This window comes from Robiginitalea rubriflava (assembly GCF_052540725.1).
The window spans coordinates 510037-526645 of record NZ_CP199309.1 but is presented as its reverse complement, the minus strand read 5'-3'; the positions used below and the strand labels follow the sequence as shown (position 1 = coordinate 526645).

General features: G+C 47.7%; 15 protein-coding genes. 9 read left to right on the top strand and 6 right to left on the bottom strand.

Going from position 1 to position 16609, the window contains the following annotated elements:
• Window positions 1–21: 21 nt before the first annotated feature.
• The gene (locus ACT6NU_RS02390; protein WP_445382863.1) at window positions 22–1344 is read left to right on the top strand and encodes an ATP-dependent 6-phosphofructokinase; all 1323 of its coding nucleotides are present in this window, start codon (window positions 22–24) and stop codon (window positions 1342–1344) included.
• Here ACT6NU_RS02390 and glgP read toward each other — a convergent pair.
• The 4 genes from glgP to ACT6NU_RS02370 form a co-directional block, all read right to left on the bottom strand.
• Window positions 1341–2990 (bottom strand): alpha-glucan family phosphorylase, encoded by a 1650-nt coding sequence (gene glgP / locus ACT6NU_RS02385; protein ID WP_445382862.1) that lies wholly within the window; start codon window positions 2988–2990, stop codon window positions 1341–1343. The two genes, ACT6NU_RS02390 and glgP, sit on opposite strands and share 4 nt — an antisense overlap.
• An 88-nt stretch (window positions 2991–3078) precedes the next feature.
• Entirely contained in the window at window positions 3079–4917 is a 1839-nt protein-coding gene (locus tag ACT6NU_RS02380; RefSeq protein ID WP_445382861.1) for an SLC13 family permease, read from the bottom strand.
• Between the two features lie 10 nt (window positions 4918–4927).
• Window positions 4928–5713, bottom strand: a complete 786-nt coding sequence (locus tag ACT6NU_RS02375) for a universal stress protein (protein ID WP_445382860.1) — start codon at window positions 5711–5713, stop codon at window positions 4928–4930.
• 118 nt (window positions 5714–5831) lie between these two features.
• The gene (locus ACT6NU_RS02370; protein ID WP_445382859.1) at window positions 5832–6545 is read right to left on the bottom strand and encodes a pirin family protein; all 714 of its coding nucleotides are present in this window, start codon (window positions 6543–6545) and stop codon (window positions 5832–5834) included.
• Window positions 6546–6708: 163 nt separating this feature from the next.
• On the opposite strand from ACT6NU_RS02370, the gene ACT6NU_RS02365 reads away from it, so the two are divergent.
• Window positions 6709–7080: a GTPase gene (locus tag ACT6NU_RS02365; protein WP_445382858.1), complete on the top strand. Its 372-nt coding sequence runs from the start codon at window positions 6709–6711 to the stop codon at window positions 7078–7080.
• A gap of 9 nt (window positions 7081–7089) precedes the next feature.
• Here the strand turns inward: ACT6NU_RS02365 and yihA are convergent, their stop codons facing one another.
• Complete coding sequence (gene yihA, locus ACT6NU_RS02360; RefSeq protein WP_445382857.1) at window positions 7090–7710, bottom strand: ribosome biogenesis GTP-binding protein YihA/YsxC; 621 nt, start codon at window positions 7708–7710, stop codon at window positions 7090–7092.
• A 35-nt stretch (window positions 7711–7745) separates the two neighbouring features.
• Window positions 7746–8510, bottom strand: a complete 765-nt coding sequence (locus tag ACT6NU_RS02355) for an alpha/beta fold hydrolase (RefSeq protein WP_445382856.1) — start codon at window positions 8508–8510, stop codon at window positions 7746–7748.
• Window positions 8511–8781: 271 nt separating this feature from the next.
• On the opposite strand from ACT6NU_RS02355, the gene mraZ reads away from it, so the two are divergent.
• From mraZ to murD, 7 genes are read left to right on the top strand one after another with little or no spacing between them, the layout of a single operon-like run.
• On the top strand, window positions 8782–9246 hold the full coding sequence (mraZ, locus tag ACT6NU_RS02350; protein ID WP_445382855.1) for a division/cell wall cluster transcriptional repressor MraZ: 465 nt from the start codon (window positions 8782–8784) through the stop codon (window positions 9244–9246).
• Window positions 9221–10150 (top strand): 16S rRNA (cytosine(1402)-N(4))-methyltransferase RsmH, encoded by a 930-nt coding sequence (gene rsmH / locus ACT6NU_RS02345; protein WP_445382854.1) that lies wholly within the window; start codon window positions 9221–9223, stop codon window positions 10148–10150. The genes mraZ and rsmH overlap by 26 nt, the downstream gene beginning before the upstream one ends.
• 4 nt (window positions 10151–10154) lie before the next feature.
• Window positions 10155–10472, top strand: coding sequence for an FtsL-like putative cell division protein (locus ACT6NU_RS02340; protein ID WP_445382853.1), 318 nt, complete (start codon window positions 10155–10157; stop codon window positions 10470–10472).
• 2 nt (window positions 10473–10474) lie between these two features.
• A complete protein-coding gene (locus ACT6NU_RS02335; RefSeq protein WP_445382852.1) occupies window positions 10475–12481 on the top strand; it encodes a penicillin-binding protein in 2007 nt (668 codons plus the stop codon).
• Window positions 12478–13953, top strand: coding sequence for a UDP-N-acetylmuramoyl-L-alanyl-D-glutamate--2,6-diaminopimelate ligase (locus ACT6NU_RS02330; RefSeq protein ID WP_445382851.1), 1476 nt, complete (start codon window positions 12478–12480; stop codon window positions 13951–13953). The genes ACT6NU_RS02335 and ACT6NU_RS02330 overlap by 4 nt, the downstream gene beginning before the upstream one ends.
• A gap of 43 nt (window positions 13954–13996) precedes the next feature.
• Entirely contained in the window at window positions 13997–15217 is a 1221-nt protein-coding gene (gene mraY, locus ACT6NU_RS02325; protein WP_445382850.1) for a phospho-N-acetylmuramoyl-pentapeptide-transferase, read from the top strand.
• Between the two features lies 1 nt (window position 15218).
• The gene (gene murD, locus ACT6NU_RS02320; protein ID WP_445382849.1) at window positions 15219–16607 is read left to right on the top strand and encodes a UDP-N-acetylmuramoyl-L-alanine--D-glutamate ligase; all 1389 of its coding nucleotides are present in this window, start codon (window positions 15219–15221) and stop codon (window positions 16605–16607) included.
• Window positions 16608–16609: the final 2 nt, after the last annotated feature.

Here is a 16609-nt window from a genome sequence, read left to right as displayed (position 1 = left end):
AATTCCTAAACAGACTGATTTATGAATTCAGATAACCCATTCGGCATATCGCAACTGGGAAAACCGCAGAGAAAGTCCCCGCTTCACCTTGGCAGCAGAGACGGTGATATGTTATTCAATTTTGTGGATGATGCAGATAAAATTCTTTTTAATACTTCCATAGGGGAATTCACACGTTGTCTGAATCAGAAAAAGTATCCGCTGGCCCTTGAAAAAGCCGGGCCCAGGCAAAATATATTATTTGAATCCGGAAAGTCCCGTGCAGCTATTGTTACCTGCGGGGGGCTGTGCCCTGGGATCAACAACGTAATCCGTAGCCTGGTCATGGGCCTCCATTATTTTTACGGGGTTAAAACCATTTATGGTATTCCCTACGGATATGAAGGCCTTACTATGGACTGCCCCCATCCGGTGCATCACCTTTCCCCTGATGTGGTAAAGGATATCCACCAGTTTGGCGGGACCATCCTCGGATCGTCCAGGGGTGCCCAGGATGTAGGGGAGATGGTGGATTATTTGGTTTCACATAAAATAGATATGCTCTTTACCATAGGAGGGGACGGAACCCTGAAAGGGGCAGATGCCATTGGGAAAGAGATCGGTCGCCGGGGGTTGAATATTTCAGTAATTGGTATTCCCAAAACCATTGACAATGATATTGACCTGATAGATAAGTCATTTGGTTTTGAAACATCATTTGATGTGGCTTCCCCCATTATCCGTGACGCCCACAACGAGGCTACTGGTGCCTTTAACGGGATAGCGATTGTAAAGCTCATGGGGAGGGACAGTGGTTTTATAGCAGCTTCGGCTGCTATGTCCATGCCGGTGGTCAATTTTGTTCTTATCCCAGAGATGCCTTTTACCCTTGAAGGTGATAACGGGTTTTTAGAATTGCTGGAAAAGCGCCTTGCGCTAAAACACCATGCAGTAATTGTTGTGGCTGAAGGAGCCGGCCAGCACCTTTTTGAAGAAGGTTCATCTGTAAGGGATGCCTCAGGCAACATCAAACACAGGGATATTGGTATCCTTTTAAAAGAGCGGATATCAGCCTATTTTGAAGCGCGCAAAATAGAGCATACCATCAAATATATAGACCCCAGCTACATCATCCGCTCCGCTCCTGCCAATGCCAGTGACAGTGTTTTTTGCAACCGCCTGGCCTATCAGGCAGTTCATGGCGCCATGGCTGGCAAAACCCGCTTTGTTGTCGGATTGTTGCACAATAAATTGGTATATCTTCCGATAGCCACAGTGGTCAACCAACGCAAGAAGATCGACCTGGAAGGTGAATTCTGGTTTGCCGCGCTACAAAGTACCGGGCAGCCCTATCGTATCGGTTAAGACTTAAAAAGCTGTTCGTAATATTCCTCAGCCATGCGATGGCTGGAGAAGGCAGGGTCTACTTCCTGCATAGCCGTAAAAACGATTTGTTGCCATTTATCCGGCTCTTCATAATAGATGGGAACTACCTCCGTTTCCAGGATTCGGTATAATTCCTGGCTGTCCTGCTCATCCTGTACGCTGTGAGGTTGGTGGTAATCTGCCTCGGGGAGCACAAATGCATTTTCACCATGCCTGGCAAATTCAGGTATCCACCCGTCGTTCACCGACAGGTTTACGGAGCCATTCATGGCGGCTGTCATTCCACTGGTACCGGAAGCTTCCCTTGTAATTCTCGGGGTATTGAGCCAAACATCGGATCCCTTTTTCAAAAGGGCTGATAAGGCCATTTCATAGCCTGTGAGGACGGCAAGGTTTGGAAATTCCCTGCTGAAATCGACCAGCTGGTTAAATGTATTAATGGCGTGGTAATCTTCCGGATAGGGTTTGCCAGCCCAGATTATTTGCAGGGGTTGATCCGGCCTTGAAAGGAGTCTTTTAAAGCGTTCAATATCCCTGAGGAGCAGGTCAGCTCTTTTGTACCCCGCAAATCTGCGTGCCCAGACTACAGTCAGGACCTTGGGATCAAACAGTTTTCCGGTCTGGTCCAGTACCACATCAAAAAGCTCTCTTTTAAGGGTTTCTTTACGTTTCCAATAAGCCTTTGACTGCTTTTTCTCAAAGGCAGCCCTCAGGGGTTTATCTGTCCAGAAACCGGGGTGCTGCGCATTGGTTATTGGGAATATCTTGTGGTCCAGGCCAAAGGGTCGCCACATATCCTGGGCTACCCTGGAATGCAATTTGGAAACCGCATTGGCTTTTTTTACAGCACGCAGGCCAGCTACTGTATAGTTGAGGTTTCCATCTATGCACTCTTGTTGTAATTCCTGATGATTCAAGGTCCTGGCAAAAAAACCTCTGTTGTTCAGATTTTCGCCCTTACGCACCATATTCCCGCCGGCTTCAGGAGTGTGAGTTGTAAAGACCATTTGGGAGGAGGATACCCCCTTATTCTTCAGGTAGTAAAAAGCCGGAAGCGCATGTCCTTCGTTCAGATGATAGATATCCGCTCCCCCGAGGGCTTCAACCACTTTGGCCCCTCCGATACCCAGTACAATATTCTGGGAAATTCGGGTCTCCTCATTGGAGTCATACAGTTTATCCGTTATGGTCCGGGATAAATAGTCGTTTTCCGGAAGGTCGGTACTCAACAGATAGATTGGGACGGTCCCGAAAATTTCAGGTTTGAGTACATATGCCTTTACCCGGACATCCGGATTGTTATTTATCCTTACCCGGATATCCAGGCCGCTGTCTTCGAGAAAACTGTATTGCTTTTCAACCCAGTCTACCCTCAGGGTCTGGTCTGAATAGCGGAATTGGTCATAATAGCCGTACTTCCAGAGCATCCCGATTCCAATCATATTCTGACGCAGATCATAAGCAGACCGCATATGTGATCCGGCCAAAAATCCCAGACCGCCTGAATATATTTTCAGGCCCTGGTGTATGCCAAACTCCATACTGAAATAAGCTACCCTTTTACTGTATTTTTTTGCGGTGCGGTAGGGATGGTGCCAACTACCGTATTTTGAAGCTATATTCATCTGTTGGTGTACTTTATAAGGTCCCGAAAATACGGATTATTATGTTCGGTACATTGGTTTTTTAATGGCTACTCGGTTAAAAGACAAGTTAATAGGTCCATATGATTGGAACCAGGAGCAGGGTAGTCAGCAGGAAAAGTATCAAAAGGGGAAACCCCACTTTAAAGTAGTCTGTAAAGCTATATCCGCCTGCGGAAATTACCATGGCATTTGTAGTAGTCCCCACAGGCGTCAGGAATGCCGTGGAGGCGCTTACCGCAACGGCAATCATAAAGGGTTTCGGATCCAGCCCCAGTGACTGTGCCGCCATCAACGCTATTGGGGCCATCAACACTGCCGTTGCAGAGTTGTTAATGGTTTGGCTGAAGGCGGTAGTCAGGACAAAGATACCCCCCAGCAGCAGGGTGGGGTGCCAGTTGCCCAGGTATGTTACAAGGGAATTGGCGGTTGCCGCCGCCAGGCCTGTTTTCTGAAGGGCCAGGCCCATAGGGATCATGGCAGCGATCATAATTACGCTCCCCCAGCTAATGCGGTTATACGCCCTGGATATAGGGATACAACCCGTAAGCAAAACCAGGCCGGCACAAAGCAGTGCAGCTATGGCCCCGGGAAGCCAGTTGAATACAAGCAACGAAATCAACAGCAGCAGACTGCCCAGGGCAATATAAGACCTGGCGGTAAGTTGCGTAACTTCTTTAGACATGGCTTCAGGGCTTCCGGTAATTACGATATTCCGGTAGGTTTTTTTAAGGTTTTCCATATTTTCCCAGGAGCCCCTGATTATAAAGGCATCTCCTGCCTTTACATTGATCTGGTGGTCTGTTAGCGGTTTGTTATTCCGGGAAGCCCCGAGCAGTTGTATTCCGTAGTTGCCCAGATAGGATCCCATAGACAGGGTACGTCCCACAAAATCAGATTTGGGGGAAATCAGGATTTGAGCCATTCCGACCTCCTGGTTAATAAATTCTTTTTTAAGTTCTTCCTGATTGAACTCTTGCGGAATCAGCCCCAGTTTGCATTCCAGAATAAGGCGATCTACCGCATCAGCAGTGCCCTTTACCGTAATGATGTCATGATATCTCAGTTCCGTATCATTTTTTGGGAATTCCACATAAGTAGAGGGCTGTTCTATAAGTTTGGGATGTCGCCTTCTCAGGCGTAGGACTGAAATCCCGTAATTCGCCTCCAGTTTCCATTGCCCAAGGTTGGTATTGAGCATGGGAGACATAGAGCGTATCCTGAGCCGGTACACCTCGTTGCCGATACTGTAATTGGAAATCCAGCTGTGCATTTCGGCATCAATATTAACAGGTTTGTTACGTGTCTCCCGCTGTGGTAACAGGTGAAACCCCACAAAGCGGAAATACAGAAGTGAAATGATCAGCAGGGGCAGGCCAATCAGGGAAAACTCAAAGAAGGAGAAGCCCGTTAAGCCTTCCTGCAGCAGGGCGTTACTCACAATAATATTGGGAGGCGTACCGGTAAGGGTGAGCAACCCCCCGGTATTGGAGCCAAAAGCCAGTGGCATAAGCAATTTGGAGGGGAAGGTTCCCGCACTCCAGGCGGCTGCCAGTGTTACCGGCAACAAAGCGGCCACCGTACCCGTATTGCTCACAAAACCAGAGAGAATGCTGGATCCGGAACTGACAATCAGCAGCAATCGCCTGACGTTATTCCGGGCCCAGGAAACAAACAGCTGTCCGGCCAGGGCAGTCCATCCGGTTCTCGAAAGCGCCTCGCCCAGGATAAAAAGGGCTGCAATCATGATAACGGTTGGATTGCTGAACCCACTCAGGGTTTCCTCAAGATTCAGTATTCCACTTAAAAATAATGACAACATGGCCATCAGGGCCACTACATCAGGGGGCCATTTGCCCCAGATAAAAAGCAGGATTGTACCGCCCAGGATGAGGAGTAATACCGTCATGAGCCAGGGGTTAGTTTTCTATGGCCAGCAACGGGGTTTTGGACTGCAGGCTCAGAATACGGGTAAGCCTGCCTTCAGAAGGGGTCCCTTTGAGGGTATGGTTGTTGGGGAAAATAGCGATCATATCCATTTCATGCTCTTCAACATAGTCGAAGATGGCAGCCACTACATCGTCTTTTTCGATAAATACGTGGTTGGAGTAAAAAGATTCCAGATAGTATTCCAGCAATTCCTCATTGGTTTCTTCTTCCTCAGAGTATCCGTAGCCACCTTCATGCCCGGCTACCGTAAGAACATGTACCACGGCATTAAATTTCCGGCAGACATCCAGCAGGGTTGCCAGGTTTCGCTTATCGTCAATTTCCCGCTGGCCGAGGATCAGCGCTATCTTTTTAAGCCTGAATTCTTCTGTGATCTCGCCCGGGATCACCAGAACAGGACAAGTTGCCTCCAATACCATTTGCGAAGTATGGGTTGTGGCCGTTGGATCGTCAGAGCCAGAAGTGCCCATGATAACCAGATCGCATTGCAAATCCAGCTGTTTTTGCAACAATGCCTCAACCGTGGGTTCCGGAAGGGAGGTCCAGCTGAGCTTAGCCACGAAGGCCTTGTTTAAAGAGGCTTTAATGCCCGTAAAGGCATTCTCGAAATCCGGGTGTTTCTCATCGGCGCCGATAAAACAAATTTTAAGGTGCATGCTGCTGTGCCTTCCGGCAAATTCAAAAGCGTATTGCAGTGCTTTTTCGGCGGGTTCCGAAAAATTGTAGGGAATAAGGATAGAAGCGATTCGTTCCATGGAATGCATTTAAGTATTCATCCCATAAAACTACATCCTAGAACTTTAAAATCACAGCCAAAAGCCTTAATTCTTTACATAAAAACCGGATGCATCCATTTGTACAAATGCAAACCACTTAATTACTCATGGGTACTTCCATCAGTAAAACCTCGCTTTTTTCATTGAATTGAAAAAGAACCTCAGAAATATCCCAAATTCCCAGGGCATCCCTTTTGCCGAGTTGTTCCCCGGCTACCTGAACACTACCATTCAAAACGAAAACATACAGGCCGTTTCCGGGTTCCCTGATTGTATAGCTTTGCTCTGCATCAGTGTCAAATTGCCCCAAATGGAACCAGGCCTGCTGGTGAATCCACAACCCGGAATGTTTGTCTTTCGGCCCCAGCAGGGTATGCCAGTTATTTTTCAGGTCGCCTGGGTTCAGGCTTACCTGGTCGTAACGCGGGCTAACATCAGCCGTATCCGGGATAATCCAAATCTGGAGGAAGGCCACTGCCTTTTCTTCGTTCTTGTTGTATTCGCTATGGCGCACTCCTGTGCCCGCACTCATAACCTGTACGTCCCCCTGTCTGATGACAGCTGTATTCCCCATGCTGTCCTTGTGTTCCAGGTCCCCTTCAAGGGGTATGGAAATAATTTCCATATTCTGGTGGGGGTGGGTCCCAAAACCCATGCCAGGGGCTACCCAGTCATCATTAAGTACCCGGAGCACTCCAAAATGCATCCGCTGCGGGTTGTAGTAGTTTGCGAAACTGAAGCTGTGGTAGCTTTTCAGCCATCCGTGGTCTGCTCGCCCTCTGGAGGTGGCAGAGTGAAGTTCTTTTTTCATACCCTCGGTGTTTTTTAAGGCCTGGTGAAATTACAAAACATTGTCCCTTTTGGGTTTTAAGGAAAGGTTAAAGCCTGGATTGAAATTATCCCAGTGGTTACTGATAAGCTGTAAGGATATGGCTATCTTATCTACTGATTAATGCGGGAATATCTTTTGGATAATGAAATCTTCTGAACTACTCTTTATTTACAATGCCGATTCAGGATGGGGAAACGCCCTTTGGGACAGCCTTCATAAATGGATACGCCCTGAAACCTATAACTGTAGTCTATGCCGCCTCACCCATGGAGCCTTCGGCAGCCGAAAAGTCTGGAAGGATTTTATCGATGAACTCCATTTGCCGGTCCGCTTTCTACACAGGGATGAATGGCCTCAAATGGGACCTGAAGGCCTCACTGCGCCCCGGGAGCTACCGGCAATTTACCGCATAGATCAGGGAAAAGCCGAGTTGCTTATGGGGCCGGAATTGTTGAATTCCTTTAAAGATATTGGAGAGCTGATAGGGGCTCTGCGCGCGAAAATCCAGGGCTAAATTCTCTTGCTACCCATTGGGCCGCGACTGCCGGAAGGCCTCGTTAACGGAATCGATGTATGCCAGCAGTTCCTCCCTGCCCAACCTGTGGGAGGAGGAGGTGATAAAATAAGGAGGGGCAGCCTGCCAGCCCTCCTCAAGCATCGCCTGCAGATAGTTTTCCACCTGATGTTCACGGGCTTTTGGTTTAAGTTTGTCGGCCTTGGTGAAAACAATGCAGAAAGGAATCTCCTTGCCAACCAGCCATGCCATAAAATCCAGGTCTATCGGCTGAGGATTGTGCCGGATGTCGATCAGGACGAAGGCTGAAATCAATTGCTGTCTTTTGGTAAAATATTTTTGGATAAGAGCCTGAAACTCTTTTTTATCCTTTTTGGAAACCTTGGCATATCCATAACCCGGCAAGTCTACCAAATACCAGTTATTATTGATCTTAAAATGATTGATAAGCTGTGTCTTTCCGGGTCTGCCGGAAATTTTCGCCAGATGTTTGCGTTCGGTCAGCATATTGATAAGGGAAGACTTCCCCACATTTGACCGCCCGATAAAGGCGTATTCCGGGATGGGCTCGGAAGGGCAACGCGAAACATCGGTGTTGCTGGTAATGAATTCAGCTGATTTTATTTTCATGCTATCAGGTAGGAACCCGCAGGAAACGCGGACGCTTAAAATTTCCGCTTTTCGAGCCAGGCAGCCAGGATGCTGTTAAAATCGGTGGGGTGCTCCATCATTGGGGCGTGCCCGCACTTCGGAATCCAGAACAGGTCTGAATCCGGCAGTAGTTCATGGAATTCCTTGGCTACCTTTGGAGGGGTTACCGAATCGTTCTCCCCCCAGATTATACAGGTAGGCGTTTTCATTTTTGGCAGGTCCTTGGACATGTTATGGCGGATGGCACTCTTGGCAATAGCCAGGGTTTTCACTAGTTTCATGCGGTCGTTAACCGTGGCGAATACCTCATCCACAATTTCCTTGGTTGCTACCTTCGGATCGTAGAATACGTCCTGGGCTTTTTTCTTGATGAATTCATAATCACCCCTTTTGGGATATCCGTCCCCCATTGCGCTTTCATACAGGCCGGAACTGCCAGTAATAACCAGGGCACGAACCATATTTGGGTATAGTTTGGTATGCAGCAGGCCTATGTGTCCACCCAGTGAATTTCCAAGTAGGATAACATCTTTAAAACCTTTGTACTCAATAAAACCCTCCAGGTATTTGGCAAAGTTCTTGACATTGGTTTTGATCAGAGGCATATCGTAAATTGGTAATTCCGGCACCAGTACTTTATACCCCTTTTCCGGAAAGTAATTGGTGACTCCCTGAAAATTACTTAACCCACCCATTAATCCATGAAGGATGATCATGGGTGTGCCTTCTCCTTTCTCTATATACCGGTACTTTCCGTCGGTTACGATATGCTCTTCCATACAGGTATTACTGCTTGTCAGTTGGCAAATATAGGTAATTCCACCCAATACCCTAAGAGATCTCATTTATCTGAAGCAGGTCTCATAAATTACTTTTTAGAGGTATGAGGGATTCTTCTTCCCACCTTTCAAATCCATACAGCCCGGTTAATTGCAAGGCAATTTAACAGATGCAGAGCAGCATTTTATCAACAAAGTGGTAATTTGTGGTAAATTGTGGTAATAAATTCTATATATTTGAGTTTATAAATAGAATCAACCAGCTTTTTTTGTGATTAGTTTCATTGGGACATATGAATGTAAGGCCGATACCAAGGGGCGTATCATGATCCCTGTGGCCCTCAAGAACCAAATGGTCCCTATCCTCAAAGATGGTTTTGTGATCAAGCGTTCGGTTTTTCGTTCCTGCCTGGAATTATATCCTATGGCAGAATGGAACCAGCTGATGCAGCAAATGCACAAAAAGAATCGATTCCGCAAAAAGAACAATGATTTTATACGCCGGTTTACAGCTGGCGTAAAGATGGTTGAAATAGATGGGACCGGCCGTTTGCTAATCCCAAAAAACCTGATATCGGTTGCCGGTATTGAAAAAGAGGTAGTGCTTAGTTCTGCCATCAACATTGTCGAGATATGGGATAAGGATAGCTATGAAGAAGTACTGGAAGAGACAGCAGTAGACTTTGCCGATCTGGCAGAAGAGGTGATGGGTGATGACGGGGATGAATTATCATAGTCCCGTCCTTTTAAAAGAGTCCGTAGCAGGGCTCAATATCCGTCCAGACGGCGTTTATGTGGATGTCACCTTTGGAGGTGGCGGACACAGCAGGGAAATTTTGAAACAACTGGGCCCCGGGGGCAGGCTGATCGCATTTGATCAGGATGAGGATGCCCGGGCCAACCAACCGGATGACGATCGGTTTTTGCTGATCGAAGAAAACTTTCGGTTTATAAAGCGGTTTTTGAAGTTCTATGGCATTTTGAAGGTAGATGGAATCTTGGCTGATCTGGGGGTGTCTTCCCATCAGTTTGATCAGCCCGAGCGTGGGTTTTCCACTCGTTTCGACGGGGCCCTGGATATGCGGATGCGGCAAAAGGATGCCCTTTCTGCCAGGGAAGTGGTAAACTCCTATTCTTTTGAAGAATTGCGCAGGATTTTATATGAATACGGGGAACTGCGTAAAGCCGGCCCCATGGCAGGAGCAATCGTCAGGGCGCGGGACAAGCACCCGATAGAAAGCACGGTTGAATTGAATGAAGTAATCATGGATTACCTGCAGAAGGGAAAGGAATTCAAAGGGCTTGCACAGGTATACCAGGCCATTCGAATGGAAGTAAACCAGGAATTACCGGCACTGAAAGAATTATTGCAGCAGGCCGAGCAGTTATTGAAGATCGGAGGACGGCTGAGCTTGATCAGCTACCATTCCCTGGAAGACCGGTTGGTAAAAAGATATATGCGAAGCGGGAAATTTGAAGGGGAAGTGGAAAAGGACTTTTACGGCAACCCGCTGGCTCCTTTTAAGAGTATTGGAAAGCTCATTACTCCATTACCTGAGGAAATAGAACGCAATCCCAGATCGCGTTCAGCAAAGCTTCGGATCGCCGAGAGGATAGAAGTAATTAAGAAGAACAAATAATAAGATGAAAAAAGGATTGGTAGCCATTTTGAAAGGGACCTTTTTGGTTAGTGGGGATGCCACGCGCAATTGGATGCTTATCGTGTTTTTCTCCCTGCTGGCAACAGTAATGATTGCCAGTTCGCACGCAGCAGACCGAAAAGTACATCAGATTGCCGCCCTTAGTGAAGAAGTAAAGCAACTCAGGAGTGAGTTTGTGGAAATACGCTCACAGGCACAGCGCCTGAAACTGGAATCTGCGATTCGTGAAGCCGTTGCACAGGCTGGATTGCTGCCGGCAGAAACACCCCCAAGGAAAATAATCGTAGCTGCAAAAAAATAAACATGGCCGTCACCCCAAAGAACATCATGATCCGTTTATATATAGTAGCAGGAAGCCTGTTCTTCTTTGCAGTTGCGGTGATGTTTAAACTGGTCAATATACAGACGGTGGATGGAGACAAATATCGCGAACTGGCCCTGCAGCGGACGGAAAAAATGTTCACCATTGCCCCAAACCGCGGAAATCTCTATTCCGATGACGGGAGTTTGCTGGCTACTTCCGTTTCCAAGTATACCATTCGTTTCGACGCCATGACGGTGTCTGAAGAAGATTTTGAAGCAGGGGTGGGCCCCTTGTCAAGGTCCCTGGCCCAGTTGCTGGATAAGAGCCCGGACCATTACGAGCGACTCCTCCGAAAGGCTCGGATCAACAAAAACAGATATACCCTGGTAGCCCGTGACCTGGATTATTCATCATTTACGGCTGTGAAGGAATTCCCGCTTTTTGAAAAAGGCCCCTATAAAGGAGGTATGATTGTGGAGCAGCGCACGGTTCGGGAGCACCCCCTGGGAAAGATTGCCGAACGCAGCGTGGGCTATGAGCGCTTCGACCAGGAAGGCTACGCCACCCGTGTAGGGCTGGAAGGTGCCTTTGGGAGTTATTTAAGGGGGATTGAAGGCAAACGGCTTAAACAAAAGATTGCCAAAGGACAATGGAAACCTATCGGCCTGGATAATATTATTGAGCCCAAGGACGGTTACGATGTCATATCCACTATAGATATCAATATTCAGGACATTGCCCACCATGCTTTATTAAAGCAACTGGAGCATTATAAGGCTGAGCACGGGACTGTAATTGTTATGGAGACCAGTACCGGGGAGATCAAGGCGATCAGCAACCTGGGCCGCACCAGTGAAGAGACCTATTACGAACGTCTGAACTATGCCATTGGGGAATCGCACGAACCCGGCTCCACCTTTAAGCTGATGTCTTTAATTGCTGCCCTTGAAGACGGATTAGTAGACACCAGCACCGTTGTGGATACCGAAAAGGGGCGCTGGAAGATATACGACCGTGTAGTGAGGGATTCCAAACACGGTGGATATGGGAAAATAAGTGTCGGAAGGGCTTTTGAAGTGTCTTCCAACACAGCCTTTGCCAAAATCATCCATGAAAATTACAAGGATCGCCCGCAGCAATTTGTAAACCGCCTGATGCAGATGGGTCTGCACAAGGAACTGGGAATGCCCATAAAGGGTGAAGGGAAACCGGTATTGCGAAGCCCGGGTGACAAAGGCTGGTCCGGTATTTCTCTGGCCTGGATGTCTCACGGGTATGAGGTGTCCCTTACGCCTTTGCAGACCCTGGCTTTCTATAATGCAATTGCCAACAATGGCGAATTGCTGAGACCCAGGTTGATCAAAGAAGTGCGGGAGTGGGACCAGACCGTAGAACATTTTGAAAAAGAAGTGCTGAACCCTGCTATTTGTTCCCCTCAAACGGTCCGTAAGGTTCAGGATTTACTGCGAAATGTTGTAAGCGAAGAACACGGTACGGGCCACCGCCTCTATTCTCCTAATTTCTCTATGGCCGGGAAAACCGGTACAGCCCAGAAAAACTACGCTTCAAAAGACCCGGACAAGCTTGGGTACATCTCCACATTTGCGGGATACTTCCCGGCAGAAAAGCCTGAATATTCCTGTATAGTCGTCATCCACGAACCGGATAAAAGCGTTGGCTATTACGGGGCCGATGTTTCCGGACCGGTCTTTAAGTCGGTAGCACAAAAAATTCTGGCCAACCGGCCCATGGTAGAGCATCTGGCGACTACTGAAATCGATCCGGGTAATATAAGCCAGGACTACGAAGTTTATTTTGAGGTTTCACGAGACAAAATCAAGGCTATCCCCGATTTACGGGGAATGAGTGGGATGGATGCGGTTTCCATCCTTGAAAACCTCGGGATTGAAGTTGAAATTCGTGGAAATGGGAAGGTGAAAAAGCAATCTGTAGGTAAAGGAACCGCCCTGAAAAATGTAAAGAAAATAATACTGGAGCTCTCATGAGACCATTGAAAGACCTTTTGTTTGGAGTTTCCCTTCGGGCGGTTAGCGGGCAAACCGCTACCCCGGTTGGCGGGATATGTTTTGACTCCAGGAAAGTAGGTAAGGGAGATGTTTTTGTGGCTATTCGGGGTACCATTTCTGACGGACACCGGTTTATCGGACAGGCCACATTATCCGGGGCAGTGGCCATCATTTGTGAAGAGCTTCCGGATACCCTGGAAGACGGGATAACCTATGTGGAAGTAGCCGATGCTCAGGAAGCCCTTGCCATTATGGCTTCCAATTTTTACAATAAACCGTCGCGAAACCTCAAACTGGTTGGCGTTACCGGCACCAATGGAAAGACCACGGTTTGCAGTCTTTTATATCAGTTATTTCAGAAAGCAGGATATAAAGTAGGCCTTATCTCCACAATCCGCATTATGGTTGACAGGCAGTCTTACCAAACCCAGCACACTACGCCGGATTCGCTGACTATCAACAAGTATCTAGCAAAAATGAACGAGGCCGGGGTGGAGTACTGTTTTATGGAAGTGAGTTCACACGGAATTGCTCAGAAAAGAAGCCTTGGGTTGGAATTTACTGGGGCTGTGTTTACTAATCTGACCCATGACCACCTTGACTACCATGGTAGTTTTGCGAATTACAGGGATACCAAAAAATTGCTTTTTGACGGGCTTCATAAACAGGCTTTTGCACTGGTCAATACAGATGATAAGAACGGCCTGGTTATGCTGCAAAATACTGCTGCTAAGAAATATACCTATGCCCTGAAAACCTATGCCGATTACAGGGCCCAGATCCTGGAACAGCAGCTGGACGGACAGCTACTAAAGATTGAGGACCAGGAGGTTTGGACCAAACTGATAGGGGAATTTAATGCTTACAATATACTGGCTATCTATGCCACAGCCCGTTTACTGGGGTTGGAAATATTAGAAATCCTGAAAGGGATCAGCAGCCTGCAAACCGTGGATGGCCGCTTTCAGTATTTTATCTCAAAACAGCGCATAACAGCCATAGTTGATTATGCCCATACGCCGGACGCCTTAAAAAATGTACTGGTTACTATCAGTGCATTGAGGACTGGAAATGAAAACGTCATCACCGTAGTGGGGTGTGGTGGTGATCGTGACAAGTCTAAGCGTCCGGTAATGGGGCATATCGCAACCGAATTGAGCAACACCGCCATTTTCACCTCAGACAATCCAAGAACGGAGTCTGCGGAGGGTATTATCCGCGAAATGGAGGCTGGGGTTGAGCCACAGCATTTAAAAAAGGTGCTTTCCATAGCAGATAGGGAACAGGCTATTCGCACTGCCTGTAAACTGGCGCGGCCCGACGATATTATTCTGGTAGCCGGAAAAGGACACGAGACCTATCAGGAGATTATGGGAGAGCGCAGGGATTTTGATGATTTCAAAATTGTAAAAGGTATTCTGGACAGCCACCAGTCTTCGGAAAAAGTCTGAAGGGGTAGAAGGAGATATATAAACAAGGAATAAGAGAGACAAAATGTTGTATTACTTATTTGAATATCTGGAAAAGCAGTACCAGTTTCCCGGTGCAAGTCTGTTTCAGTTCCTGACATTCCGGGCAGCCATGGCAGTGCTGTTGTCGCTTATCCTTGCAACAGTCTATGGAAAACGCATTATCCTGTTTCTCCGCCGTAAGCAAATAGGCGAGACGGTCCGGGACCTTGGGCTGGAAGGTCAGAAGGAAAAAACAGGAACCCCGACCATGGGGGGCATTATAATAATCTTATCCACGCTTATCCCCACCCTGCTTTTCGCCAAGCTGGACAACATCTATATAATTCTGCTGATCGTAACCACTCTTTGGATGGGAACCATTGGGTTTATCGATGATTATATCAAGATTTTCAGGAAGAACAAACAAGGTCTCAAAGGTCGCTTCAAAGTATTGGGCCAGGTAGTCCTGGGGCTGATGGTTGGGGCTGTACTCTATTTTCACCCGGAAGTGACCATGAAAGAGAAGAGCACAACGGTCATTACCCAGGCGTATGAAGTGGAACAGGTGGAGGGCAGGGAAGTAAAGTCCCTGAAAACGAACGTTCCCTTTTTTAAGAATAATGAACTGGATTACAGCCGTTGGGTGTCCTGGATAGGAGAAGGCGCCGAAAAGTACGCCTGGCTGCTTTTTATCCCCATTGTAATCTTCATAGTAACCGCAGTTTCCAACGGAGCAAATCTCACCGATGGGATAGATGGCCTGGCCGCCGGGACCTCCGCCATTATTGTACTCACCCTTGGGATATTTGCCTGGGTCTCGGGTAATGTCATTTTCTCCGATTATCTGGACATATTCTTTATCCCGCGGGCAGGGGAGATGGTCATATTTATAGCCGCCTTTGTGGGGGCTTTGGTAGGGTTTTTATGGTACAATGCCTTTCCGGCCCAAATTTTTATGGGAGATACCGGCAGCCTCACCATAGGCGGGGTGATTGCGGTTATCGCCCTGATCGTTCGAAAAGAATTATTGATTCCCCTGCTTTGTGGCATCTTTTTCGCCGAATCCATTTCGGTAATGCTGCAGGTGAGTTATTTCAAATATACCCGTCGCAAATACGGAGAAGGAAAGCGCATATTCCTGATGTCGCCATTGCACCACCACTACCAGAAGAAGGGATACCATGAAAGCAAAATCGTAACCCGTTTCTGGATTGTGGGAATCCTGCTGGCCATCATAACCATTGTAACCTTAAAAGTGCGCTAAAATGGAGACTGGGGATATGCGTTGCAGGCCGGAGCTGGTAGCCCAACTAAAAGCAGGAGGCCGGCTGGTTGTACTGGGGGCAGGAGAAAGCGGGGCGGGTGCGGCCCTTTTGGGGAAACAAAAAGGCTATGAAGTTTTTGTCTCGGACAAAGGCGAAGTAGCTGCCAGGTATAAAGACGTTCTTACAAAGACTGGAATACAATGGGAAGAAAACGGCCACTCTGTTGAGCGTATTCTGGAGGCGGACCTTTGCGTGAAAAGTCCGGGTATTCCGGATACGGTTCCCCTGGTGGAGCAGCTTCGGCAAAAAGGGATACCTGTATTATCCGAAATTGAATTTGCCTCCTGGTTTACCAATGCCATACTAGTTGGTATTACGGGGAGCAACGGAAAAACCACCACTGCCATGCTTACCTATCACCTTTTAAAGGAAGGGGGCCTGGATGTAGGACTGGCAGGGAATATTGGAGATAGTTTTGCCCGGGTAGTGGCTACTGAAAAGCATGCTTACTACGTGCTGGAGATCAGCAGTTTTCAGCTGGACGGAATCTGTTGTTTCAGACCGGATATTGCGGTGATTACCAATATTACCGAAGACCATCTGGACCGGTACGGATACCAGATGGAAAACTATATCCGCGCAAAGTTGCGGATTGCCGAGAACCAGCGGCCAACGGATCACCTGGTCTACGACCTGGATGATCCTATCCTGGCGGAGCGGATCAAAGCAGAACAGATCCCGTCCCGCTTATGGCCCGGATCCCTGGATAAACCCCTGCAAGCAGGAGCCAGTCTTAAAGGAAATGAAATAAAAATTAGTACAGATAACGAAACTATGAAAATGAAAACGGACAGCGTTGCCCTCGAGGGTCGTCACAATTTGAAGAATACCATGGCGGCAGCTACCGTTGCCCGACTGTTAGGCATTCGAAAAGAAAGCATTCGCCAGAGTGTGGCAACCTTCCAGGGTGCCCCGCACCGCCTGGAAAAAGTACTGAAAATCCATCATGTTCAGTATATCAACGATTCCAAGGCTACTAATGTGAATGCCACTTATTTTGCCCTGGACAGTATGAGCACTCCCACGGTCTGGATTGTGGGAGGTATCGATAAAGGAAATGATTACAAGCCATTAATGCCTCTGGTACGGGAAAAAGTAAAGGCCATTATCTGCCTGGGGCTGGATAATTCCAAGATTGTGGAGGCCTTCGGAAATGCGGTGGACCTTGTAGTTGAAACCTATGCCATGTCGGAGGCCGTAAAAGTGGCCTATAAGATTGCAGAGCGGGGAGATACCGTATTGCTGTCTCCAGCCTGTGCAAGCTTTGATTTATTTAAAAATTACGAAGACCGCGGAGATCAGTTTAAGGCCTGTGTAAAATCATTATAAAA